Source organism: Streptomyces sp. NPDC058401 (assembly GCF_042722885.1).
Classification (GTDB): Bacteria; Actinomycetota; Actinomycetes; order Streptomycetales; family Streptomycetaceae; genus Streptomyces.
In genome coordinates this window covers 68328-90453 of sequence record NZ_JBHXKA010000001.1, presented here as the reverse complement: position 1 = coordinate 90453, position 22126 = coordinate 68328, and the positions used below count along the sequence as shown (strand labels likewise).

The window sequence follows — 22126 nt, the reverse complement described above, 5'->3', positions numbered from 1 at the left end:
TCCTAGAAGTCCTCGGTATCGGCATGAGCTTCCGGGTCCGGATCCGTGTCCGGGTCCGTGTCCGGGTCCAGGCCGGACTCCGGAGCCGTCTCCGCCGGGCGGTCCACGTAGCGCAGGACGCCCCACATGCTCTCCGGGGTCCCGTGCCACGGCTCCGGTTCCCGGCAGGCCGCCAGCTCGCGGAGCAGGGCGGGGCCGTCGGTGCCCGAGCCGATCAGGACGAGCTGCGTCAGGCGCGGTTCGCCCCGGCCCCAGGGGTGCGGGGTGAAGCGGAGGAAGCGGCCGACCGCGTGGACCTCGTAGCGTTCCTCGTGGCCGGGGACGCCGAAGTGGACGGAGCCCTTGATCCGGTAGAGGCCGGCCGGCCGGCGGTCCAGGAACTCGATGAACCGGCGCGGGCCGAGGGCCTGCTCGGAGACGAACTCGGTGCTCGCGTAGGCCGCGTGGGCGTGCTGCGCGTGATCCTCCGCGTGGTCGTCGGCCTGGGACAGCAGGTCCTCGAAGGACAGCTGGCCGCGCGTCTCGGTCCACGGGCGGCGGTCGAAGAGCAGCTCCGGGTCGATCCGCCCGTGGTCCGCGCCGACGACCGGGATGCCCGGTGCGCAGAGCCCGGCGAGCGCGCCCTCGATCCGGCGGTGTTCGGCGGCGTCGATCCGGTCGGTCTTGTTGAGGACCACCAGGTCGGCGACGGCCAGGTGCCGGTCGGTCTCGGGGTGCCTGGCCCGGGTCGCGTCGAACTCCGCCGCGTCGACGATCTGCACCATGCCGCCGTAGCGGACGGCCGGGTTCTCGTTGGCGACGAGCATCCGGACCATCTCCTGCGGCTCCGCCAGCCCGCTGGCCTCGATGACGATCACGTCGATGCGGTGGACGGGGTCGGCGAGCTTCTCCAGGTACGCGTCCAGCTCGCTGCCGTCCACGGCGCAGCACAGGCAGCCGCCGCCGAGGGAGACCATCGAGTCCCCGACCTGGCCGGCCACCGACATCGCGTCGACCTCGATGGAGCCGAAGTCGTTGACGACGACCCCGATGCGGGTGCCGCCCCGGTTGCCGAGGAGGTGGTTGAGGACGGTCGTCTTGCCGGATCCGAGGAAACCGGCGAGGACGACGACGGGGATGCTGTTCACCCGGTCGATCGTAGCCAGCGTCAGCCGAGGGCGGGGACCGGCTGGGGCGGGGTCGGGCCGGTGTAGCGGGCCGCAGGCCGGATGATCTTCGAGTCGGCGGCCTGTTCCAGGACGTTCGCGCTCCAGCCGACCACGCGGGCCGCGCAGAAGGTCGGCGTGAACATCTCGCGCGGCAGCCCGCACAGCTCCATGACCACGCCCGCGTAGAACTCCACGTTGGTGTGCAGTTCCCGGCCCGGCTTGAGCTCGGCGAGGATCTCCTCGACGTGCCGCTCGACCTCCACGGCGAAGTCCACGAGCGGCCCGCCGAACTGCAGGGCGATCCCCCGCAGCATCCGCGAGCGCGGGTCCTCGGTGCGGTAGACGGGGTGTCCGAAGCCCATGATGCGGTCGCCCGCGAGGACCCGTTCGCGGATCCACGGATCGATCCGGTCCGCCGTGCCGATGGCGTCGAGGGTGTCCAGGGCCCGGCTGGGGGCGCCGCCGTGCAGCGGGCCGGAGAGCGCGCCGATCGCGCCGGTGAGGCAGGCCGCGACGTCGGCGCCGGTGGAGGCGATCACGCGGGCGGTGAAGGTGGAGGCGTTGAAGCCGTGGTCGATCGTGGAGATCAGGTACTGCTCCACGGCGCGGGCCCTGACCGGCTCGGGTTCCCGTCCGGTCAGCATGTAGAGGTAGTTGGCGGCGTAGGGGAGGTCGTCCCGCGGTTCCACCGGCTCCAGCCCCTGGCCCAGCCGGTACAGGGCGGTGAGCAGGGTCGGTACGGCGGCGCAGGCGGCCAGCGCGTCGGCGGCCCGGCGTTCGGGGGTCAGGTCGTAGACCGGGCGGAAGCCTGCGGAGGCGCTGAGCAGCGCGAGCGCCGTGCGCAGCCCGGAGAGCGGGCCGGACAGGGCGGTGGCGCGGGCGAGGGCGGGCAGGGCGTCCCGTACCTCGGCGGGCAGCCGGCGCAGCGGGACGGTCTCGGCGGTGAAGGCGGCCCGTTCGGCGGCGCCGGCCGGCAGCGCGCCGCGGAACATCAGGTGCCACACGTCCTCGAAGGTGCGGCTCCCGGCGAGCTCGACGGCCGAGTACTGGCGGTAGTGGTAGAAGCCCTCGAGGCCTCGGACGTCACCGAGCTGCGTGTCGGTGACCACGACTCCCGCGAGTCCGCGGGGGCTTTCGGCGGGTGCGACGGTGGTGTTCATGGATCGACCATCCATGATGGACTCAATCACTGTCAATATTGATTGAATCAATATATGTAGGGTGTGCGTCATGAGCGTCATGAACGACGAGCCCGGTGAGTCCGGTGAGCCCGGTGAGCGACGGATCGGCACCCAGGAGGCGGCCCGGCTGCTGGGGGTGAAGCCCGCGACCGTGTACGCGTACGTCAGCCGCGGCCAGCTCACGAGCCGCCGCGATCCGGTCGGACGCTCCAGCAGTTTCGACGCCCGCGAGGTGGAGGCCCTGGCCCACCGCAGCCGGCGCGAGGCGGCGGGACCCTCCGGGTCCGCCGCCTCCGCCGGGGAGCTTTCCGTGCGCACGGCGCTCACCCTGATCGAGTCCGACCGGTACTACTTCCGTGGTGTGGACGCCGTGGAACTGGCCTCGCGGCACCCCTACGAGGAGGTAGCCGAGTGGCTCTGGACGGGGACCCTGGTGCGCGGGGCCCGGTTCACCGCTCCCCCGGAGTCCCTCGCCGCGGCCCGGCGGGCGGTCGCCGCGCTGCCCGAGCACAGCGGCCCGATCGACCGGCTGCGGGTGGCCGTCGCCGCCGCCGCGGTCGCGGACCCGCTGCGCTTCGACCTGTCCGCGCCGTCGGTACTGGGCTCCGCGCGCTCCCTGATCCCCACCCTGGTCGGCGCCCTGCCCGAGGTGGGCCCCGCGCAGTGGGGCGGGGACGGCCGCCTCGCCCGGCAGCTGTGGCCCCGGCTCTCCGCCGTGGATCCCGATCCGGACGCGCTGGCCGTCCTGGACCTGGCCCTGGCCCTGCTGACGGACCACGACCTGGCCGCCTCCACGCTGGCCGTACGGGTGGCCGCGTCGGCGCGCGCGCATCCGTACGCGGTGGTCTCGGCCGGGCTCGGCGCGCTCGAAGGCCCCCTGCACGGAGCGGCCGGGCGGCTCGCGCACCGGATGCTGGTGGAGGTGCTGGAGCGGGGCGGCGCCGCCCCGGTGGTGGCGGAGTACCTGCGGGCCGGGCGCAGGGTGCCAGGGCTCGGGCACCGGCTCTACGCGGGCGAGGATCCGCGGGCCACGGCGCTGTTCGCGCGGCTGGAGCCGCTGGCGCAGGCCGGTCCGGCGCTGGGCGCGGCGCGCGAGGTAGCCGGGGTGATGGCCCGGCACGGCGGCGGCCTGTACCCCAATGTGGACCTGGCGCTGGCGGTGCTGACGGTCTCCTGCGGGATGGCCCCGGAGGCCGGTGAGACCGTGTTCGCGGTGGCCCGGACGGCCGGGTGGATCGCGCACGCGCTGGAGGAGTACGAGGAGCGCCCGCTGCGGATGCGACCGAGCGGGCAGTACCACGGGCCCCGCCCGCCACAGCCGCTGCCGTGACGGGCGGGGTCGTGACGGGCGGGGTCGTGACCTGCGGGGTCGTGACGGGCGGGGTCGTGACGGGCGGGGAGGCCCCGCGGGTCCGGGCGGTCCGGCTGCGGCGTCAGGTCCGCAGCCAGACCGCCGTGTCCTGTCCGAGCAGCCCCTCCGCATCCAGGGCGGAGCTGCTGAGCAGGAGGCTCGTGTGGGCCGGGAGCGCGACCGGCTCGGGAGACAGGTTGGCCACGCAGACCAGCCCGTCGGGGCGGCCGAAGGCGAGCACTCCGGGCGGCGCGGGCAGCCACTCCAGCGATCCGCCGCCGAACCCGCCGGCGGCGCGGCGCAGGCCCAGGGCCGTCCGGTAGAGGGTGAGCATCGAGTCCGGGTCCCCGGCCTGGCGGTCCGCGGCGTACTGCGGCCAGTCCGCGGGCTGGGGCAGCCAGGACTCGTTCCACGGCTCCGCGGTCCACGGCAGCGGGACCCGGCACCCGTCCCGTCCCGGGTCGGTGCCGCCGGAGCGGAAGTGCATGGGGTCCTGGATGCGGCCGAGCGGGATCTCGGCCTCGGGAAGCCCCAGTTCCTCGCCCTGGTAGACGTAGACGGCGCCGGGAAGGGCGAGGGTGAGCAGCGCGGCGGCGCGGGCCCGCCGGGTACCGAGGGCCAGGTCGGCGGGGGTCCCGAAGGCCTTGGTGGCGAAGTCGAAGCCGGTGTCGGCGCGTCCGTAGCGGGTGACCGTACGGGTCACGTCGTGGTTGCACAGCACCCAGGTGGCGGGAGCTCCGACGGGGGCGTGCTCGGCGAGGGTCTCCTCGATGGAGGTGCGCAGCCGGCCGGCGTCCCACGGGCAGCTGAGGAAGGAGAAGTTGAAGGCGGTGTGCAGCTCGTCGGGGCGCAGGTAGCGGGCGAAGCGCTCGGAGTCCGGCAGCCAGACCTCGCCGACGAAGATGGCCCCGTACTCGTCGGCGATGGCCCGCCAGGAGCGGTAGATGGTGTGCAGGTCGTCGCGGTCGATGTACGGGTGGACCTCGCCGGGCCAGGGTTCGGGCGAGCGGCCGGCCAGGTCGGGCAGGGCCGGGTCCTTGGCGAGCAGGGCCGCGGAGTCGATCCGTACGCCGGACACCCCGCGCTCGAACCAGAAGCGCAGGACCTCCTCGTGCTCCCGGCGGACGGCCGGGTGGTCCCAGTTGAGGTCGGGCTGCTCGGGGGTGAAGAGGTGCAGGTACCACTCCCCGTCCGGTACCTGCGTCCAGGTGGCCGCTCCGTTGAACTGCGAGGGCCAGTCCCCCGGCGGCAGTTCGCCGTGCTCCCCGCGGCCGGGGCGGAAGTGGAAGAGCTCCCGCTCGGGGCTGCCGGGGCCGGCGGCGAGGGCGGCCTTGAACCAGGCGTGCTGGTCGGACACGTGGTTCGGGACGATGTCGACAATGGTGCGGATGCCCAGTTCGCGGGCCTCGGCGATGAGCTTCTCGGCCTCGGCGAGGGTGCCGAAGGCGGGGTCGATGGTGCGGTAGTCGGCGACGTCGTAGCCGCCGTCGGCGAGCGGGGAGAGGTACCAGGGGGTGAACCACAGGGCGTCGACGCCCAGTTCGGCGAGGTAGGGGAGGCGGGCCCGGACGCCCACGAGGTCACCGGTGCCGTCCCCGTCGCCGTCGGCGAAGCTCCGTACGTACACCTGGTAGATGGCGGCCGAGCGCCACCAGTCGGCGGCGTTTTCGGGCAGGGGAAAGTCAGCCACGGAGGGGTCCTTTCACGGCGTTCTTTTCGCAGCGGTCTTTTCATGGGGGCGACCGGGCACGGCAGCGGTGCGGGGTGGTGCTCACCCCTTGAGGGAGCCTGCCGTCAGGCCGCTCATGATGTTGCGCTGGAAGATCAGGAAGATGATGAGCGTGGGCGCCGAGGCCATCGCGAGTGCGGCGACGAGATGGTTCTCGGGCACTCCCCTGGAGAGCGAGTAGATGCCGACGTTGAGCGTCTGCAGGGCCGGATCGGGGAGGGTGAGCATGGGCCAGAGGAAGTCTTTCCAGACCCCGACGACGGCGAAGATCGACACGACGCCGAGGATCGGCCGGGACATCGGCAGGACCACGGAGCGCAGGGTGCGCAGGGAGGAGGCTCCGTCGATGGAGGCGGCGTCGAGGATCTCGCCCGGGATGGAGTCGAAGAATCGTTTCAGAAGGAAGATGTTGAAGGCGTTCGTGACCGAGGGCAGCCAGATCACCCAGGGCGTGTTGAGCAGGTTCCGCTGGATGAGCGGCATGTCCAGGACGGTCAGGTACTGGGGTACGACGAGGACGGTGGCCGGGATCATCAGCGTGGCCAGCATCATGCCGAGGACGGCCTTGCCGAAGACCGGCCGGAGCTTGGACAGCGAGTAGGCGGCGGCCACGTCGAGGACGAGCTGGAAGGCCAGGGCGCCGAAGGCGTAGTAGAGGGTGTTGAACAGCAGCTTGGCGAGGTCCATGACCTCCCAGGCCGCCGAGTAGTTGTCGGGGTGCAGGGAGTCCGGCACCACGGTCGGCGGGACCTGGGTGAACTCCGCGGTGGACTTCAGGCCGTTGACGACCATCCAGTAGAGGGGCCCGAGGAAGACGACCGTGAAGCCGATGACCACCAGGGCCAGGACGGTCCAGTAGACGGCCTTGCCCCGGGGGCGGCCGAGCTGGGCCGGGGATATGAGCGTGCGCTCTGACATGTGAGGGTGCTCCCGTCAGTTCTCGTTGTCGCGGCTCAGCCGGACGTACACGGCGGAGAAGCCGGCGAGCAGGACGAGCAGGCACAGGCCCAGGGCCGCGGCGCCGCCGTACTGGTTGAAACTGAAGGCGTACTGGTAGATGAGGACGACGACGGTGGTCGTCGACCCTTCGGGGCCAGCGCCGCCGGTGAGCATGAACGGCTCGACGAACACCTGCATCGTGGCGATGATCTGCATGAGCAGCATCAGCGAGAGGATGAGCTTGGTCTGCGGGATCGTGACGTACCAGATCTTGCGCAGCACCCCGGCTCCGTCGAGCTCCGCCGCCTCGTAGAGCTCCCCGGGGATGCCCTGGAGGGCTGCCAGGTAGATCAGGGTCGCGCCGCCCATGTTCATCCACGTGGAAGCGATGACGACGGAGAGCATCGCGGTATCGGTGGATTGCAGCCAGTCTTGCGCCGGCAGGTGCAGGAATTCCAGAATCCTGTTGAAGACCCCGTAACCGGGGTCGTAGAAGTACTTGAAGAGCAGGATCGAGGCCACCGGCGGCATCATCACCGGGAGGTAGACCAGCAGGCGCAAGTAGCCCTGCGCGTGCCGGAATTCGTTGAGCACGATCGAGATCACGAACGGCACGGCGAAGCCGAGTACCAGCGCGAGCCCGCTGAAGAGGAGGGTGTTGCGCCAGGCCTGCCAGAAGTTCGGATCGTTGAAGACGTAGCGGAAATTGTCCCAGCCGACCCAGTGGACGGCTCCGCCCTCGGTCTTCTGGAAGGCCAGCAGGAACTCCCGGACCATCGGGTACCAGGAGAAGAAGGAGAAGCAGAGGACGGCGCCGATCAGAAAACCGTGGGCCGAGAGGTTCCGCTTGAACGCCCGGAGGAATTCCTCACGAGAGGTACCGGGCAGGGTGGGAGCCGACATCGCCGCTCGCTCCTTGGTGGGTCGTCGCCGTCGATTTGCGGGTACGGGGCCTGCGGGCGGGTCCGGGCCGGGGAGGCAGCCCGGACCTCCCCCGGCCGGGACCGCTACTGGTTGGCCAGCACCTGGTTGACGGCCTTCTCGGCCTCCGCGAGGAGCTGCGCCGTGTCTGCGTCCTTGTTGGTCAGGACTCCCGACATCACCTTGTCGAGCACCTTGTAGACCTCCTGGGCCTTCGCCGGCTCGGCCTTGCCGGCCACCGGGCTGTCCAGGAAGGGCTTGAAGTTGACGACCGGCATGGTGGCGCTGGCGGCCTTCAGCTCATCGTCCTTGGCCTTGCTGGCACCGGTGAAGAAGGCGGGCTGCGGAAGGCCGACCGGCAGACCGTCGGTCTTGGAACGGTCGTACTGGAACTGCCCCTTGCCGACCGCGAGCGTCTTGAAGTTCAGCCAGGCGATGGCGGCCTTGATCTTGTCCGGCGAGCTGCCCTTCTTGATCATGTAGCCGTTGCCGCCGGCCAGCGTCGCGGCGCCGCCGGGGATGGGGCCCATGCCGAAGTTCTCGTACTTGCCGGCGAGCTGCTGGACCATGTAGGTGATGTCGTCGGGGGCGGCGAGGAACATGCCGAGCTTGTCCGAGGCCATCTGCTTCTGCAGGTCGCCCCACTTGAGCAGCTGGGTCTTGCCCATGCTGTCGTCTTCCCAGCGCATGGCCTTGAGGTTGTCGGCGACCTGCTTGCCGGTCGCGTTGTTGAACGCCGCCTTGCCGTCGGCTCCGACGACATCGCCGCCCATGCCGTACATGGCGGCCGTGAAGTGCCAGCCGCCGGTGTTCTCGACGCTGTACTCGCCGTAGCCGGCGGTGCCGTTGCCGAGCGCCGCGATCTTCTTGGCGGCCGCGCGGACCTCGTCCCAGGTGCGCGGGGGCTGGTCGGGGTTGAGGCCCGCCTGCGTGAAGAGCTTGCGGTTGATCAGCAGGCCCATCGTGTAGTTGCTGGTGGGCAGGCCGTAGAGCTTGCCGTCCTGCTTGAGGGTGTTGACGACGTTCTTGTCGATGTCATCGATGCCCGGGACCGTCTTGGCCGTGACGTACGCGGAGATGTCCTCGGCCCCGTCGTTGTCCAGCACCTGCTTGAGGTCGGTGAAGTAGGCGTAGAAGACGTCCGGCTGCGACTTGGCCTTGAGCATCGCGGTGAACCGCGGGGGCTCCAGGCACTGGCCGGGGGTGGAGCGGCCGTCGATCGTGACGTTCGGGTAGGTCTTGTTGAACTCCGCCACGTCCTCCTTCCACTGCTTGAGCTCCGCCTTCTTCGCGGCGGGCGGCATGCAGTCCATGGAGATGGTGACCTTGGTCTTGGGGTCGAGCGGCGCGGAGACGTCCGAGGAACCGCCGGACGGCTGCTCCTTGGGGTCGTCTCCGTTGCTGCTCGTGCCGCAGGCCGCGAGGGCGGTGACGGCGAGCGCCGAGACGAGGGCGGTCGCGGTGGTGCGGCGGATGTTGGTTCTCATCGGTGGTCCCCTTCGAGCATCGAGCAGGAGGCGTGGGGCGTGTAAGGAGGCGAGCGCGGCACACTCAACCACCACCGACAGATGAACGCAATATCTCGCGCAGATTTCGCAAGACATTGGCAGCAGAGCGCCGGACAGTGCGAGGGGTGAACGCAAAACAGGGCCCCGAAACGTCAGCGGGACGTTTCGGGGCCCTGTGGCCGGGGGCCGAACTCGGTGCAGCCCGGCGGGGCGTTACTCCGGACGGGGGCGCGGGGCCTGCGCGGTGGAGCCCCGCACGACGAGCTCGGGCTCGAAGAGCAGCTCCCCGGGCTGTACGGCGGCCCCCTGGATCTGCGCGGTGAGCAGCTCCACGGCCGCCCTGCCCATGGCCTCGATGGGCTGCCGGACGGTGGTCAGCGGGGGTTCGGTGCAGTTCATGAAGGCCGAGTCGTCGTACCCGACGACGGAGATCTGACTGGGCACGTCCAGGCCGCGCCGGCGGGCCGCCCTGATGGCCCCCAGGGCCAGCGGGTCGCTCGCGCAGATGATGCCGGTCACCCCGCGGTCCAGCAGCCTCGACGTGGCCGCGTGGCCGCCCTCCAGGGAGAACAGCGCCCGCTCCACGTGTGCGGCGGGCAGCTCGGTGCCGGCCGCCGCGGCGACCGCCTGGGCGGCCACCAGCTTGCGCAGGGAGGGGATGTGGTCGGGCGGACCCAGCACCAGTCCGATGCGCTCGTGACCGAGGGAGGCCAAGTGCCGCCAGGCCTGTTCGACCGCGACGGCGTCGTCGCAGGAGACGCACGGGAAGCCGAGGTCCTCTATCGAGGCGTTGATGAGCACCACCGGGACCTTGCGGTCGTGGAGCAGCCGGTAGTGCTCGTGCGGGGCGTCGGCCTGCGCGAAGAGCCCGCCGGCGAAGACCACGCCGGAGACCTGCTGCTGGAGCAGGAGCTCGACGTAGTCGGCCTCCGAGACCCCGCCGGTGGTCTGCGTGCAGAGCACCGGGGTCAGCCCCTGCTGGGCCAGCGCGCCGCCGATCACCTCGGCGAAGGCCGGGAAGATCGGGTTCTGGAGTTCCGGCAGGACCAGGCCGACCAGCCGGGCCCGTTCGCCGCGCAGCTGGGTGGGGCGCTCGTAGCCGAGGACGTCCAGGGCGGTGAGCACGGACTGGCGGGTCGTCTCCGAGACGCCCGGCTTGCCGTTGAGCACCCGGCTGACCGTTGCCTCGCTGACCCCCACCTTCTTCGCCACTTGAGCAAGTCGTCGCGTCATGAGCGCAAGAGTAGCGCAAACAATGCAAGTTCCTTGCAGTTCGATTACGGCCAGTTTGGCCCATCGGAAACCGGCGCGGAACCCCCCGTGTCCCACCAACCCCGGCGGAGCTCACGGCTGGGAGCGGCGGGGCACCCCGAAGGGATACCCCGCCGCCCTCGATCCGCTGGGCCGGCCGCCCGCTACGGCAGCTGGTTGATCTTGAACGTCGAGGTCGTGTTGCGCACGTCCACGGCGTTGTCGCTCATCCTCAGGTTCTGGATGGTGACCTCACCCACCGCAGGCCCTTGTCCCGCCTCGGGCATCTCGTTCGCCCAGAGACCGAAGCCGGACTTGGCGTCGAAGGCGTCGCCGCTCTTCTTCGCCCCCGTGATGGTGATGTCCTTCAGGATGGTGTCCTTGATGGGATTGACCGGCTGGCCGCCCACGTACTGCGTCTGGAACATGATTCCGCTGTAGGTCGGATCGACGATGTCGACGTTGTTGATGCGGATTCCCTGGAACACCTTGGAAGCCGAGAAGATCCAGATTCCGGGGAAGGTCTGCGCCCCCCAGAAATGGCCTCCGGCCCGGACGATCGAGATGTTCTCGAAGAGCGTCGGGTCGGTCCCGAATCCGTTCATCGGATACCCGAAGTCCAGCGAGCTGATGGTGATGCCCGAGTAGACGAGGATGTCGGCGATGTAGATGTTGCGGAAGGTGTTGTTGAAGCCGCCGTAGACGGCTACACCGGCCGCGCGCCAGGTCAGGATGGCGCTCAGGTTCTCGTAGACGTTGTTCTTCATGTCCGCGCCGCCCGCGTCGATGGCCGAGAACAGCGCGAAGCTGTCGTCACCCGTGGAACGCGCCTCGATGTTGGCCACGAGGTTGTCGGTGCTGCCGTTGGTCATGTTGATGCCGTCGGCGAAGGTGTCCCGGATCCGCGAGTTCTTGATCGTGATCCGGTCGGTGTTGGCGCCCCAGTAGAGGCACACCTGGTGTTCGTTCCAGATGTTGTCGATGGTCATGTCGGTCACGTTGGCGAAGTCGAAGACCTTGCCCGGACCGTCGATGCGCGAGGTGTAGTTGCCGAAGTAGGCGAACCCCGTGAAGGACGAGCCCTTCGCGGTGCCCTCCGCGCGCCAGCCGTTGTCGGTGTTGTCCTGCGAGGACGGGGCGTGGAAGCGGGTGAACCACGGTCCGGCGCCGACGACCTGCACGGCCTTTCCGTACACCTGGAACTTGCTCGCCGTGTCGTAGTCCCCCGGCGGCAGGTAGACGCCCACGAGCTTGCCCGTGGTGTCCATGCGGACCTTGTCCAGGGCGTTCTGCACGTCCTGGTGGCTGAAGCCGGCGGGCACCGTGTAGGTGGCCGGGTCCGGGTTGGGGATGACCGTGGCCTGTTCCAGGCTCACGAAGTCGATCGCGTAGGTCGTGGTGTTCGCCGCATCCTTCTGGAGACGGATCTTGCTGCCCGCGGGGACGGTCTCGCCGAGGAGGATGTTGGCCTCGTCGTAGATGTGCCGCGGGGCTCCGGCGCTGGGGGCGTTGCCCGGACCGGCCTCGGCCCCGTAGAGCCAGGCGTACTTCGAGGTCAGCGGCAGGGCCTTCTTGAGGACGCCGTTGACGTAGACGTTGATGGTGGAGTCGATGCCGCCGCCGCCCGGGGCGTCCGGGATGGAGAAGCGGGTGACGAGGGTGTTGGTCGCGGCCCGGGTGGTGAACTCGACGTACTCGCCCGTCGCGTCCAGGTTCACGGCCTTGCGGCCCGAGGCCTCGCCGGCGATGTCGCCGACGGTCCGGTTGGGGCCGACGACGTTGGCTCCGCCGCCGACCACGCCGTCCTCCGCCTCGTAGGTGTCGAAGAGCATGTTCGCCCCGCGGCCGACGAAGAAGGACTTGGTGGAGGTGTTGTTGGCGCGCTTGACCGGCAGTTCGTTGGCATCGTCGGCGAGGACCACCTTGACGGTGTACTTGCCGTTGGCCGCCGTCCAGTTGCCGAGCGCGATCGGTGCGGTGGAGGCACCGGCCGCGAGGGCGCCGCTGAAGGAACCGGTCAGCGTACGGATGGTCGCGCCGCCCGCGTCCTGGAGCGTCAGGGTGACGTTGTGGGTGCCCGCGGCCGCGGCCACGGTGCCCTGGTTCTTGACCGTGACGGAGAAGGTCACGGACTGGCCGGCGGACGGTGCGCCCGGCGACCACCCGACGGAGGAGGCCACCAGGTCCGAGCTGTCGACCGGGCGGACCACCAGCGGGGAGCCGGTGAGGCTGTTGTTGGTGTCGTTCTGCTCGACGACCGTGTTCGCCTCGTCGACGATCGCGCTCAGCGGGTAGCTGCCCGCGTCGCGCGGGCCGATGGCGGCCGTGACGGTGGCCGAGGCCCCTGCGGCCAGCGCGGGCACGTTGGCGGAGGCGATCTTCGAGCCGCCGAGCTGGAAGGAGACGGAGGTCGCCGGGGCCGGGGCCGGGCCGGTGTTCTTGACGGTGGCGGACAGGGTGACGGAGTCCGATTCCACCGGGGCGGCCGGGCTGGCGCTCACCGCGGTGACCTGGAGGTCCGGGTTCGGCGCCGCGACGCCGATGACCTGGAACTCGGCGATCTGGCCGTTGGAGGAGCCGGTGTTGGAGGTGAAGCGCAGCTGCACGTCCGCGACCCGGGCGGTCACCGGGATGGTGACGGTGTTGGAGCCGGAGGCCGGGTTGAAGACGTAGTCCTTGGCGGCCACCAGGCCGGTGACGCCGGAGGCGCTCTGCTCGCGGCCGAGCACCTGGATGTTCTGGGTGCGGGTGCCCCAGCTGCTGTCCGGGTTGAGCTTGAGGACCAGGCGGTCGACGTCGGCGTTGGCGCCGAGCTTGACGGTCAGGGTGCTCGGGTAGGCGCCGCCGGCCCCTTCCCAGTAGGTGGAGGTGCTGTTGTCGTTGGCGTTCTCCGCGACGAAGGTGTGGATCACGGAGGAGGCCTCGATGGGCTTGCCGACGGCCAGGTTGGAGCCGCCCGTCCCCCCGCTGCCGTTGCGCGTCACGGAGTTGCTGTCGCCGGAGCGGTTGCCCGCCGCGTCCTTGGCCCGGACGAAGTAGCTCACGGTGGCGGTGGCGGGCTGGGTGTCGGTGTAGCTGGTGGCGCTGCCCGCGGCCGTGGTGAGCAGCACGTTGTTGGCGAAGACCTCGTAGCCGGTGACGCCGACGTTGTCGGTCGAGGCCTGCCAGGTGAGCTTGATCTGCCCGGCGGCCGGCTCGGTGAAGGTCAGGGACGCCGGGGCGGTCGGTGCCTGGGTGTCACCGGTGTCGCCGGCGCGGGTGACGCTGTTGCTGTTCCCCGACTGGTTGCCGGCCGCGTCCTTGGCCCGGACGAAGTAGGTCACGCTCGCGGAGGCCGGCTGGGTGTCGGTGTAGGTGGTGACGTTGCCCGCGACGCTGGTGCGCAGCTGGTTGTTGGCGTAGATCTCGTACCCGGTGACGCCGGTGTTGTCGGTTGCGGCGTTCCAGGTGAGCTTGATCTGGCCCGTCGCGGGCTCGGTGTAGGCGAGCGCCGTCGGGGCGGTCGGGGCCTGGACGTCACCGGTCGTCGGTCCGTAGATCTCCAGCTCGGAGAGCTGCCCGCCGGGCTGTACGGAGTTGGACGCTATCCACACCCGTACGTAGCGGGTGGTGGTGGCGTCGAAGGTGATGCTCACCGTGTTGGCGCCGGCGGCGTTGAAGTCGTAGGCCTTGGACGCGGTCAGGTCGGTGTAGTCCGTGCCGTTCGCGCTGCCCTGGATCTTGAGGGTCTGACTGCGGGCGCCCCAGTTCTCGGGGAGCTTCAGGACCACGCGGTCCACGCGGACAGAGGAGCCCAGATCGGCCTGGAGCCACTGGGGCATGGCGTTGTTGACGCTCTCCCAGTAGCTGGCGGCGTTGCCGTCGTTGGCGTTGCCCGGCACGTAGACCTGGGTGTTGCTGCTCGCGGTGAGCGTCTTGCCGAGGGCCAGGTTGGTACCGGAGTCACCGGGGGCGCGGACCTCCAGCTCGGAGAGCTGGGCGGCCTGCCAGCCGGTGTTGGCGGTGATGTCGATCCGCACGTACCGGGCCTGGGTGGCCGGGAAGCCGATGGTGACCACGTTTCCGGCGCCCTGGCCGAAGGTGTAGGTCGCCGAGCTCACCAGGGTGCTGAAGCTGGTGCCGTCGGCGCTGCCCTGGACGGACAGGGTCTGGTTGCGGCTCTCCCAGGAGGCGGGGAGCTTGAGCACCACCTGGTCGACGCGGGTGGTGGCTCCGAGGTCGGTCTGCACCCATTGCGGCAGGGTGCTGCCGGCGCTCTCCCAGTACGAGGACTGGTTGCCGTCGGTGACGTTGCCGGGCGCGTAGGCGCCGTTGGTACTGCTCGCCGTGGCGGGCCTGCCCGCCGAGACGCTCGGTCCGCCGGCGGCCACGGCGGTCAGAGCGGGCCAGCCCAGCATCAGCAGGGCCGTGCTGATCAAGGCGGCCAGGGTCCGCCATCTCCAGTTGTGCCTTCTCATATGTCCTCGTCCCTCGACATGAACTTTCTGAACCATGGAAGATAGGAATTTGCGATGTTCGGTGCGAGAGTTGCAGAGCTTTGCCGAGTCGTCTACATCCCTGACAGCACTTTCGTGCCGTCATCGCTTGCGCAAGCTGGGCGCAAATAACGCAAGGGATTTGCGTGAGGGGGCCACATTCCGCTTACGTCCGAACCGGCCTACCGTTCGTACTCATGCGGTCCCTGCGGTTCCTCCCCACGACCACTCGCCGCCTCGGGCTGCCCCGCCGGGCCGCCTCCCAGATCCTGCTGACGCAGCTGGCCATCGCCGCCGGCGTCCTCGCCCTGGCCACCGGCCTCTTCCTGGCCCCGCTGAGCGCGCAGCTCGACGACCAGGCCATGCGGCGCGCCCTGGCCATCGCCCAGAGCGCCGCCGCCGACCCCTCCCTGGCGGCCGGTCTCCTCGGCTCGGCCCCCTCGCCGGACAGCCCGGTACAGGCCTCCGCCGAGCGGATCCGCTCGGCCACGGGCGCCGAGTACGTCGTGGTCCTGGACCTGGACGGCATCCGCCGCTCGCACCCGAGCCCCGACCGCATCGGGCGGCCCGTCTCCACCGACCCCGGCGAGGTGCTGGCCGGCCGCGAGGTCATGGAGATCGACGAGGGCACCCTGGGCCGCTCGGCCCGCGGCAAGGTCCCGCTGCTCGCCGCCGACGGGGAGATCGTCGGCGCCGTGTCCGTCGGCATCGCCTACGACAGCGTCCAGGGCCGCCTGCTCGGCGCCATCCCGGGCCTGCTCGCGTACGCCGGCGGGGCCCTCGCGGCGGGCGCGCTCGCCGCCTACCTGCTCTCGCGCAGGATTCAGCGGCAGACCCGCGACCTGGCCTTCTCCGATATCGCGGGCCTGCTCGCCGAACGCGAGGCGATGCTGCACTCCATCCGCGAAGGCGTGATCGCCCTCGACCGGGCCGGCCGGGTCCGGCTGGTCAACGACGAGGCGGCCCGGCTGCTGGGCCTCGCACCCGAGGCCGCCGACGCCGCCACGGGGCGCGCCTTGGACGAGGTGCTCGGCGCGGGCCGCACCACCGAGGTCCTCACCGGCCGGGTCACCGGCCGCGATCTGCTCACCGTCCAGGGCACCCGGGTCCTGGTCGCCAACCGGATGCCCACCGAGGACGGCGGAGCCGTGGCCACCCTGCGCGACCGCACCGAGCTGGAGCACCTGGGCCGCGAGCTCGACTCCACCAAGGGCCTGATCGACGCCCTGCGCGCCCAGGACCACGAGCACGCCAACCGGCTCCACACCCTCCTCGGCCTGCTGGAACTGGGCCTGTTCGAGGAGGCCGTCGAGTTCGTCACGGAGGTGGTCGGGGTGCACCGCAGCACCACCGAGCAGGTCACCGAGCGGGTGCACGACCCCCTGCTCGCCGCCCTCCTGATGGGCAAGGCCACGGTCGCGGCCGAGCGCGGGGTCCCCCTGCGGCTGGCCGATTCCGCTCTGCTGCCCGACCGCCTCGTCGACCCGGGAGGCCTGGTCACCATCCTCGGCAACCTGGTCGACAACGCGCTGGACGCCGCGGTCGGCTCGCCCGCGCCGCTGGTCGAGGTCGACATCCGGGCCGACGGCCGCACGGCGGTCCTGCGGGTCCGCGACAGCGGCCCCGGCGTCCCGGTGGCGCGCCGCGAGGAGATCTTCACCGAGGGCTGGTCGACCAAGCAGCCCCGGGCCGGGGCCCACCGCGGACGCGGGCTCGGCCTCGCCCTGGTGCGGCGCCTGGCCGAACGGCAGGGCGGCACGGTCCGGGCCGGCGAGGCGGCGGACGGCGGGGCGGAATTCTCCGTCTTCCTCCCGGAGGCCCTGCGATGAGCGCCGCCGGCACCTTCAATCCTCCCGGCACGCCCGGCACGCCCGGCGGATCCGGCGCTCCCCACGGGTCCGGCGCCTTCGACGTGCTGGTCGTCGACGACGACGTGCGCGTCGCCCGGATCAATGCCGCCTACGTGGCCAAGGTGCCGGGCTTCCGGGTGTCGGCCCGGGCCCATTCGGCGGCAAAGGCGCTGGCGCTCCTCGACTCCCGCCCCGTGGACCTGATCCTCCTCGACCACTACCTCCCGGACGAGAACGGCCTCGACCTGGTCCGGCGCCTGCGCGAGCGCGGCCACCACACCGACGTGATCATGGTGACGGCCGCCCGCGACCTGGCCACGGTCCAGGCCGCGATGCGCCTGGGCGCCCTCCAGTACCTGGTCAAGCCCTTCACCTTCGCGGGCCTGCGCACCCGCCTGGAGGCCTACGGGGCCCTGCGACGCACCCTGGACACGGGCGGCGAGGCCGAGCAGGCGGAGGTGGACCGGATCTTCGGCGCCCTCGCCGCGGCCGGCGCCGACGCACCGAGCGACCTCCCCAAGGGCCACTCCCCCACCACCGCCGACCTGGTCCGCGGGATCCTGCGCACGGCCGAAGGCCCGCTCTCCACGCAGCAGATCGCCGACCGTGCGGGCATCAGCCGCCAGACCGCCCAGCGCTACCTCAAGCTCCTCGACCGCGCCGGCCGCGTCGTCCTCGCCCTGCGGTACGGCGAGACCGGCCGCCCGGAACACCGCTACGCCTGGCGTCCGCCCATTACCGGGTGATGCCGGCCAGCCGGTCGCTGAGCTCCCAGAGCCTGGCCGCGGCTTCCGGGTCGGCCGCGTGCGGGGAGAGGCCGGCGGGCGGCGCGGCCCGCGCGGTGCGGTGGTTGCGGGCATCGAGGGTGGCGGGGTCGGGTTCGCCGACGGTCGTGATGTCGTTGTCCCGGCAGTAGACGCCGCCCATCCCGTCGAGCAGGGGGCTGGTGGCGCACCAGACGGTGGTGGAGGCACCCTGCTGGACCGTCTTCTTGCCCGCGTGGGGGTCGACGACCGCCCGGCCGCTCGCGTCGGCCAGGCCCATCGCCCGCAGGCTCTCGGGAGTGGTGTAGCGGCTGAGGTTGGTGTCGATGATGGCGCCGGGGTGCAGGGAGAACCCGCGGATGCCCTCGCCTCGGCCCCGCCGGTCCAGCTCGCGGGCGAAGAGGATGTTGGCGGTCTTGGACTGGCCGTAGCCGAGCATGGGCAGGTACTCGCGCCGCTCGAACTGGGGATCCTCGAAGTCGATCCCGCACATCCGGTGCGCGGCGGCGGAGACCGCGACCACCCGGGCCCCGGCGGCCCGCGCGAGGGCGGGCCGGAGCCGGGCTGCGAGCTGGTGGTGCCCCAGGTGGTTGGTGGCGAAGTGGGATTCGCAGCCGCGTGCGTCCCGGGCGAGCGGCACGGCCATGATCCCGGCGCTGTTCACCAGGATGTGGAGCGGGCTGCCCGTGGCGAGGAACCGCTCGGCGAAGGCGTCCACGGAGGCGGGGTCGATCAGGTCGAGCCGCTCGATCTGCACCCCGTCCACGGCCCCGACGGCGGCGAGCGCCTCGGCCGCCCGGTCCGGGTGCCGTACGGGAACCACCACGCGGGCTCCCGCCGCGCGCAGGACCCGGGCGGTCTCCAGGCCGATGCCCGAGTGCCCGCCGGTCACGACGGCCGTCCGGCCGCTCAGGTCGATGCCCTCGATCACGTCCTCGGCGGTGGAGGCGGCGTCGAAGGGGTTGTGCGCCAGGGGTTGCTGCGGGGTGCTCACGGATGCTCCAGGAAGGTCGGTTCTCGGGCCGCGGCGCGTCCGCCCGGGCGGCCGTGGGCGCCGGTCGGTCAGCCCGCGACCGGCAGCGGGTGCTCCGCGAGGCTGCGGGCGCAGTCGGCGAGGGTGTCGGCGGCGGGCCTGGTGCGCCAGCCCAGCACGCGTTCGGCCTTGTCCGGGACGTGCAGGTGCTTGCGTCCCAGGTAGGGGGTCAGGGCCCGCAGGCCCGGCGTGACCCGCGCGAGGAGGCGTACGGCCGTGTCGGGCAGCGTCCGGGTGGGCACCTTGGCGGCCGCGACGCCGAGCCGGTCGCGCAGGACGTCGGCCAGCTCGGACATCCACAGGAACTCGCCCGCGCCGATGAACCGCTGCCCGGCCGCCTCCGGGGCGGTCATGGCGCGTACGTGGAGGTCGGCGAGGTCCCGGACGTCCACGACCTCGAAGCCGATCCGGGCCGTTCCCGGCATGCCGCCGAGCAGGCGTTCCACGATCTGCGCCGAGCCGCGCTGGGAGTGGTGCAGGAGCGGCCCGAAGACCGCTCCGGGCAGCACGGTGACCAGTCGCCGTTCGGCGTCCCGCTCGCGCATGAACTGCCAGGCGGCCTGCTCGGCGACGGCCTTGGACTTCCGGTAGGCGGTCAGGGTCGGATCGGCGGTGTCCGTCCAGCGGGTCTCGTCGCTGACGCTGTCCGGTGCGCCCAGCGGCGGGCTGGCGGCGGCGCAGGCCGAGGTCATGACCACGCGTTCGACCCCGGCGTCCACGGCGGCGCGAAGGACGCGCAGGGCGCCGTCGCGGGCCGGTCCGATCAGCGCGTCCGGATCCTTGGGGGCGTCGCCCCCGAGCGGGGAGGCCACGTGCAGCACGTAGCCGCAGCCCTCCACCGCACGGTCCCAGCCGGCGTCCGAGGTGAGGTCGGCGACGGCGAATCCGAGCCGGTCCCGGGCGGCTTCGTAACCGTCGGCGCCGAGGCCCGCGGCGGCGGCCGCCCGGACGGCGTCCTCGCGGCCGGGCCCGCGCACGGTGGTCCGTACCTGGTAGCCCTGTTCCAGCAGCCGGGTGACGCACCAGCCGGCCACGTATCCCGTACCCCCGGTCACCAGCACCGTTGCGGTCATGTCGCACTCCTCCTCACCCGTCGGGCAGGGAGTGCCCCAGGTGTGCTCTACTGGTCCGGAGACCTCTCCGGTACGCCCTTCCAACGTAACGGAGACCTCTCCGGTACGCAAACGGGAGCGCGGGGCACGAGCTCCCGCACACGGAGGAGCCACACACATGACCACCGGCGGCGAACGGGTTCCGGCCCGACGGACCGACGCACTCCGCAACCGTGCCCGGATCATCGACGTCGCCCGGGAGATGCTCACCGCGACCCCCGACACCTCGACGAACGCCATCGCCAAGGCCGCCGGCGTGGGCCCGGGCACGCTCTACCGGCACTTCCCCACCCGGGAAGACCTGATCGTGGCCGTGTACCTGCACGAGGTCGAGCAACTCGCCGCGTACGCCCCCGCACTCCTGGAGGACCATCCGCCCCTGGAGGCGCTCAGGCTCTGGCTCGACCGCCTCGCCCACTACGGCCGGATCAAGCACGGCCTCACCGACGTGCTCCACGCCCTGACCGACGAACGGCTCGCGGGCGAGAACTACCGCCTCGTCATCGGCGCCGTCATCACCCTCCTCGACGCGGCGAAGGCCGCCGGGGTCGTCCGCGCGGACGCGGACCCCGACGACCTCCTGCTCATGCTCGGCTTCCTCTGGCGCGTGGGCCCGGGCCCCGAGGGCGAGGCACGCGCCGGCCGCCTGATCGACCTCGTGATCGACGGCCTGCGGCACGGCGCACCGCGCGGGCGGGACTCCGGCGAAAGGTCCTAGACCGCCCCGGCGCCCGTCAGCGCACGGACCTCGGTTTCGGCGTGCCGCCGCTCGTCCGGCTCCTCCGCCGAGGTCACGGTGCCCAGCCAGCCCGCCAGGAAGCCCAGCGGGATGGACACGATGCCCGGGTTCTGGAGCGGGAAGTACTGGAAGTCCACGCCCGGGAACAGGGATTCGGGGCTGCCCGAGACCACCGGGGACAGGGCCACCAGCAGCACGGCCGGGAGCAGTCCCCCGTACACCGACCAGACGGCGCCCCGCGTGGTGAACCCGCGCCAGAACAGCGAGTACAGGAGCACCGGCAGGTTCGCCGAGGCCGCCACCGCGAAGGCCAGACCCACCAGGAAGGCCACGTTCAGGTCCTGGGCGAGCAGACCCAGCGCGATCGCCACCGCCCCGATCCCGACGGCCGCCACCCGGGCCACCGCCACCTCGCTGCGCTGCCGGGCGTGACGGCGCTTGAGCGAGGCATACAGGTCGTGGGCGACGGAGGCCGACGAGGCGAGGGTGATCCCCGCGACCACCGCGAGGATGGTCGCGAAGGCGATGGCCGCCACGAAGGCGAACAGCACCGCGCCGCCGGTCGAGTCGGCCCCGCCGCCCAGGAAGGCCGCGAGCAGCGGAACCGCGGTGTTCCCCGAGGCGTTGGAGGCCCGGACCTCCTCCGGTCCGAGCAGGGCCGCCGCGCCGAAGCCGAGCACGATGGTCATCAGGTAGAAGCCGCCGATCAGCCCGATCGCCCACACCACCGACCGGCGGGCCGCCCGCGCCGTGGGCACGGTGTAGAAGCGGGACAGGATGTGCGGCAGCCCGGCCGTCCCCAGGACCAGGGCGAGCCCGAGGCTCATGAAATCGAAGCGGGCCGTCCAGTCGCCGCCGTACTTGAGCCCGGGGCCCAGGAAGCGGTCGCCGTACCCGCTGCGCTCGGCGGCGCTGCTGAGCAGCTGGTCGAAATTCCCGTGGAAGCGCAGCAGTACGAGCACGGTCAGGGTGATCGCCCCGCCCATCAGCAGTACGGCCTTGACGATCTGGATCCAGGTGGTGGCCCGCATGCCGCCGAAGGACACGTAGATCACCATGAGCGCACCGACCCCGATGACGGTCAGCGTCCGTGCGGCCCGGCCGGAATCGGAGAGCAGCAGGCCCACGAGGCTGCCGGCGCCGACCATCTGCGCGACGAGGTACAGCACGGAGACGACCACCGAGGAGGTCCCGGCGGCGATCCGCACCGGCCGCTCCTTCATGCGGGCGACGACCACGTCGGCGAGGGTGAACCGGCCGCAGTTGCGGACGAGTTCGGCGACGAGGAACAGGACCACCAGCCAGGCGACGAGGAAGCCCACCGAATACAGCAGGCCGTCGTAGCCGAAGAGGGCGATGAGCCCGGAGATGCCGAGGAAGGAGGCGGCTGACATGTAGTCGCCGGCGATGGCGAAACCGTTCTCCATCGGGGAGAACAGCCGCCCGCCCGCGTAGAACTCCTCCGCCGAACCGTGCCGGTTGCGGCTCACCCAGGTGGTGATGCCCAGGGTGACGGCGATGAAGACGCTGAACAGGAGCAGCGCGAGTGTCTGGTGCTCGGTGGTCACCGGCCCGCCCCCCGTCCCCGGGTGCGCTCCCCGGCGTCCGCCCGGCGGACCTGCTCCTGCTCGAAGACCGTCCAGCGCAGGTCCAGCGCCGCGCGGTCGCGCCGCAGCCGGGCGTGGCGGGCGTAGGCCCAGGTCAGGACGAAGGTGCTGAGGAACTGGCCGAGGCCCGCGAGGAGGGCCACGTTGACGGACCCGAACACGGGCCGGGCCATCATGCCGGGCGCCGTGGTGGCGGCGATCACGTAGGCGACGTACCAGAGGAAGAAGCCGACGGTGGCGGGGACGACGAACCTCCGGTAGCGGCCGCGCACCTCCTGGAAGGCGGCGCTGCGCTGCACTTCGAGGTAGATGTCGGACGCCGCTCGCGCGGGCGCGCCGCCCGGGGAGGAACTCGGCGGTGACGTTTCCGCTCCGCCCGATCCCTCGCCTGCGCCGGCACTCTCGCCCTCGCCCCAACCGACGGCCAGTGCGTCGTACCAGGGGTCGTCCAGCCGGATCGTTCCGGCATCACGACCTTCGTGCTTGTCCACCGAACTCTCCTTGTCCGCCGCCGCAGT

16 protein-coding genes are annotated in these 22126 nt (G+C 71.5%); 4 read left to right on the top strand and 12 right to left on the bottom strand.

Annotated elements, in window-relative coordinates; genetic code table 11:
• Window positions 1-2: 2 nt before the first annotated feature.
• Together ACFWNV_RS00315 and ACFWNV_RS00310 are read right to left on the bottom strand one after the other, a co-directional pair.
• Complete coding sequence (locus tag ACFWNV_RS00315) at window positions 3-1127, bottom strand: CobW family GTP-binding protein (protein WP_383938057.1); 1125 nt, start codon at window positions 1125-1127, stop codon at window positions 3-5.
• 20 nt (window positions 1128-1147) lie between these two features.
• Window positions 1148-2323, bottom strand: a complete 1176-nt coding sequence (locus ACFWNV_RS00310) for a citrate synthase (RefSeq protein ID WP_383938054.1) — start codon at window positions 2321-2323, stop codon at window positions 1148-1150.
• 64 nt (window positions 2324-2387) lie between these two features.
• Between ACFWNV_RS00310 and ACFWNV_RS00305 the strand changes: the two genes are divergently transcribed.
• Entirely contained in the window at window positions 2388-3659 is a 1272-nt protein-coding gene (locus ACFWNV_RS00305; protein ID WP_383938391.1) for a citrate/2-methylcitrate synthase, read from the top strand.
• A 103-nt stretch (window positions 3660-3762) separates the two neighbouring features.
• Here ACFWNV_RS00305 and ACFWNV_RS00300 read toward each other — a convergent pair whose 3' ends face one another.
• The 6 genes from ACFWNV_RS00300 to ACFWNV_RS00275 all read right to left on the bottom strand — a co-directional run bounded on the left by ACFWNV_RS00300 (window position 3763) and on the right by ACFWNV_RS00275 (window position 14485).
• Window positions 3763-5370: an alpha-amylase family glycosyl hydrolase gene (locus ACFWNV_RS00300; RefSeq protein WP_383938051.1), complete on the bottom strand. Its 1608-nt coding sequence runs from the start codon at window positions 5368-5370 to the stop codon at window positions 3763-3765.
• Window positions 5371-5451: 81 nt separating this feature from the next.
• Window positions 5452-6327 (bottom strand): carbohydrate ABC transporter permease, encoded by an 876-nt coding sequence (locus ACFWNV_RS00295; protein ID WP_383938048.1) that lies wholly within the window; start codon window positions 6325-6327, stop codon window positions 5452-5454.
• A gap of 15 nt (window positions 6328-6342) precedes the next feature.
• A complete protein-coding gene (locus ACFWNV_RS00290; protein ID WP_383938045.1) occupies window positions 6343-7251 on the bottom strand; it encodes a carbohydrate ABC transporter permease in 909 nt (302 codons plus the stop codon).
• 104 nt (window positions 7252-7355) lie between these two features.
• Window positions 7356-8756, bottom strand: a complete 1401-nt coding sequence (locus ACFWNV_RS00285; protein ID WP_383938043.1) for an ABC transporter substrate-binding protein — start codon at window positions 8754-8756, stop codon at window positions 7356-7358.
• A 234-nt stretch (window positions 8757-8990) separates the two neighbouring features.
• A complete protein-coding gene (locus tag ACFWNV_RS00280) occupies window positions 8991-10010 on the bottom strand; it encodes a LacI family DNA-binding transcriptional regulator (protein WP_383938039.1) in 1020 nt (339 codons plus the stop codon).
• A gap of 182 nt (window positions 10011-10192) precedes the next feature.
• Window positions 10193-14485, bottom strand: a complete 4293-nt coding sequence (locus ACFWNV_RS00275) for a discoidin domain-containing protein (protein WP_383938036.1) — start codon at window positions 14483-14485, stop codon at window positions 10193-10195.
• A gap of 215 nt (window positions 14486-14700) precedes the next feature.
• On the opposite strand from ACFWNV_RS00275, the gene ACFWNV_RS00270 reads away from it, so the two are divergent.
• Entirely contained in the window at window positions 14701-16332 is a 1632-nt protein-coding gene (locus tag ACFWNV_RS00270; RefSeq protein ID WP_383938033.1) for an ATP-binding protein, read from the top strand.
• Window positions 16329-17099: a response regulator gene (locus ACFWNV_RS00265; RefSeq protein WP_383938030.1), complete on the top strand. Its 771-nt coding sequence runs from the start codon at window positions 16329-16331 to the stop codon at window positions 17097-17099. The genes ACFWNV_RS00270 and ACFWNV_RS00265 overlap by 4 nt, the downstream gene beginning before the upstream one ends.
• Here ACFWNV_RS00265 and ACFWNV_RS00260 read toward each other — a convergent pair.
• Both ACFWNV_RS00260 and ACFWNV_RS00255 read right to left on the bottom strand, forming a co-directional pair.
• Entirely contained in the window at window positions 17089-18111 is a 1023-nt protein-coding gene (locus tag ACFWNV_RS00260; RefSeq protein WP_383938027.1) for an SDR family NAD(P)-dependent oxidoreductase, read from the bottom strand. The two genes, ACFWNV_RS00265 and ACFWNV_RS00260, sit on opposite strands and share 11 nt — an antisense overlap.
• A gap of 68 nt (window positions 18112-18179) precedes the next feature.
• The gene (locus tag ACFWNV_RS00255; protein ID WP_383938024.1) at window positions 18180-19223 is read right to left on the bottom strand and encodes an NAD-dependent epimerase/dehydratase family protein; all 1044 of its coding nucleotides are present in this window, start codon (window positions 19221-19223) and stop codon (window positions 18180-18182) included.
• A 157-nt stretch (window positions 19224-19380) separates the two neighbouring features.
• Here ACFWNV_RS00255 and ACFWNV_RS00250 point away from each other — a divergent pair, with 157 nt between their 5' ends.
• A complete protein-coding gene (locus ACFWNV_RS00250) occupies window positions 19381-19980 on the top strand; it encodes a TetR/AcrR family transcriptional regulator (protein WP_383938021.1) in 600 nt (199 codons plus the stop codon).
• Here ACFWNV_RS00250 and ACFWNV_RS00245 read toward each other — a convergent pair.
• A complete protein-coding gene (locus tag ACFWNV_RS00245) occupies window positions 19977-21569 on the bottom strand; it encodes a cation acetate symporter (RefSeq protein ID WP_383938018.1) in 1593 nt (530 codons plus the stop codon). The two genes, ACFWNV_RS00250 and ACFWNV_RS00245, sit on opposite strands and share 4 nt — an antisense overlap.
• Window positions 21566-22099 (bottom strand): DUF485 domain-containing protein, encoded by a 534-nt coding sequence (locus tag ACFWNV_RS00240; protein WP_383938016.1) that lies wholly within the window; start codon window positions 22097-22099, stop codon window positions 21566-21568. The genes ACFWNV_RS00245 and ACFWNV_RS00240 overlap by 4 nt, the downstream gene beginning before the upstream one ends.
• Between the last annotated feature and the right edge of the window lie 27 nt (window positions 22100-22126).

Excerpts from the sequence above, each read along its gene's own strand:
- ACFWNV_RS00285 (WP_383938043.1), bottom strand. The coding sequence starts at position 8,756 with ATGAGAACCAACATCCGCCGCACCACCGCGACCGCCCTCGTCTCGGCG.
- ACFWNV_RS00275 (WP_383938036.1), bottom strand. The coding sequence starts at position 14,485 with ATGAGAAGGCACAACTGGAGATGGCGGACCCTGGCCGCCTTGATCAGC.
- ACFWNV_RS00250 (WP_383938021.1), top strand. The coding sequence starts at position 19,381 with ATGACCACCGGCGGCGAACGGGTTCCGGCCCGACGGACCGACGCACTC.
- ACFWNV_RS00290 (WP_383938045.1), bottom strand. The coding sequence starts at position 7,251 with ATGTCGGCTCCCACCCTGCCCGGTACCTCTCGTGAGGAATTCCTCCGG.
- ACFWNV_RS00305 (WP_383938391.1), top strand. The coding sequence starts at position 2,388 with ATGAACGACGAGCCCGGTGAGTCCGGTGAGCCCGGTGAGCGACGGATC.
- ACFWNV_RS00265 (WP_383938030.1), top strand. The coding sequence starts at position 16,329 with ATGAGCGCCGCCGGCACCTTCAATCCTCCCGGCACGCCCGGCACGCCC.
- ACFWNV_RS00295 (WP_383938048.1), bottom strand. The coding sequence starts at position 6,327 with ATGTCAGAGCGCACGCTCATATCCCCGGCCCAGCTCGGCCGCCCCCGG.
- ACFWNV_RS00280 (WP_383938039.1), bottom strand. The coding sequence starts at position 10,010 with ATGACGCGACGACTTGCTCAAGTGGCGAAGAAGGTGGGGGTCAGCGAG.
- ACFWNV_RS00310 (WP_383938054.1), bottom strand. The coding sequence starts at position 2,323 with ATGGATGGTCGATCCATGAACACCACCGTCGCACCCGCCGAAAGCCCC.
- ACFWNV_RS00255 (WP_383938024.1), bottom strand. The coding sequence starts at position 19,223 with ATGACCGCAACGGTGCTGGTGACCGGGGGTACGGGATACGTGGCCGGC.
- ACFWNV_RS00270 (WP_383938033.1), top strand. The coding sequence starts at position 14,701 with ATGCGGTCCCTGCGGTTCCTCCCCACGACCACTCGCCGCCTCGGGCTG.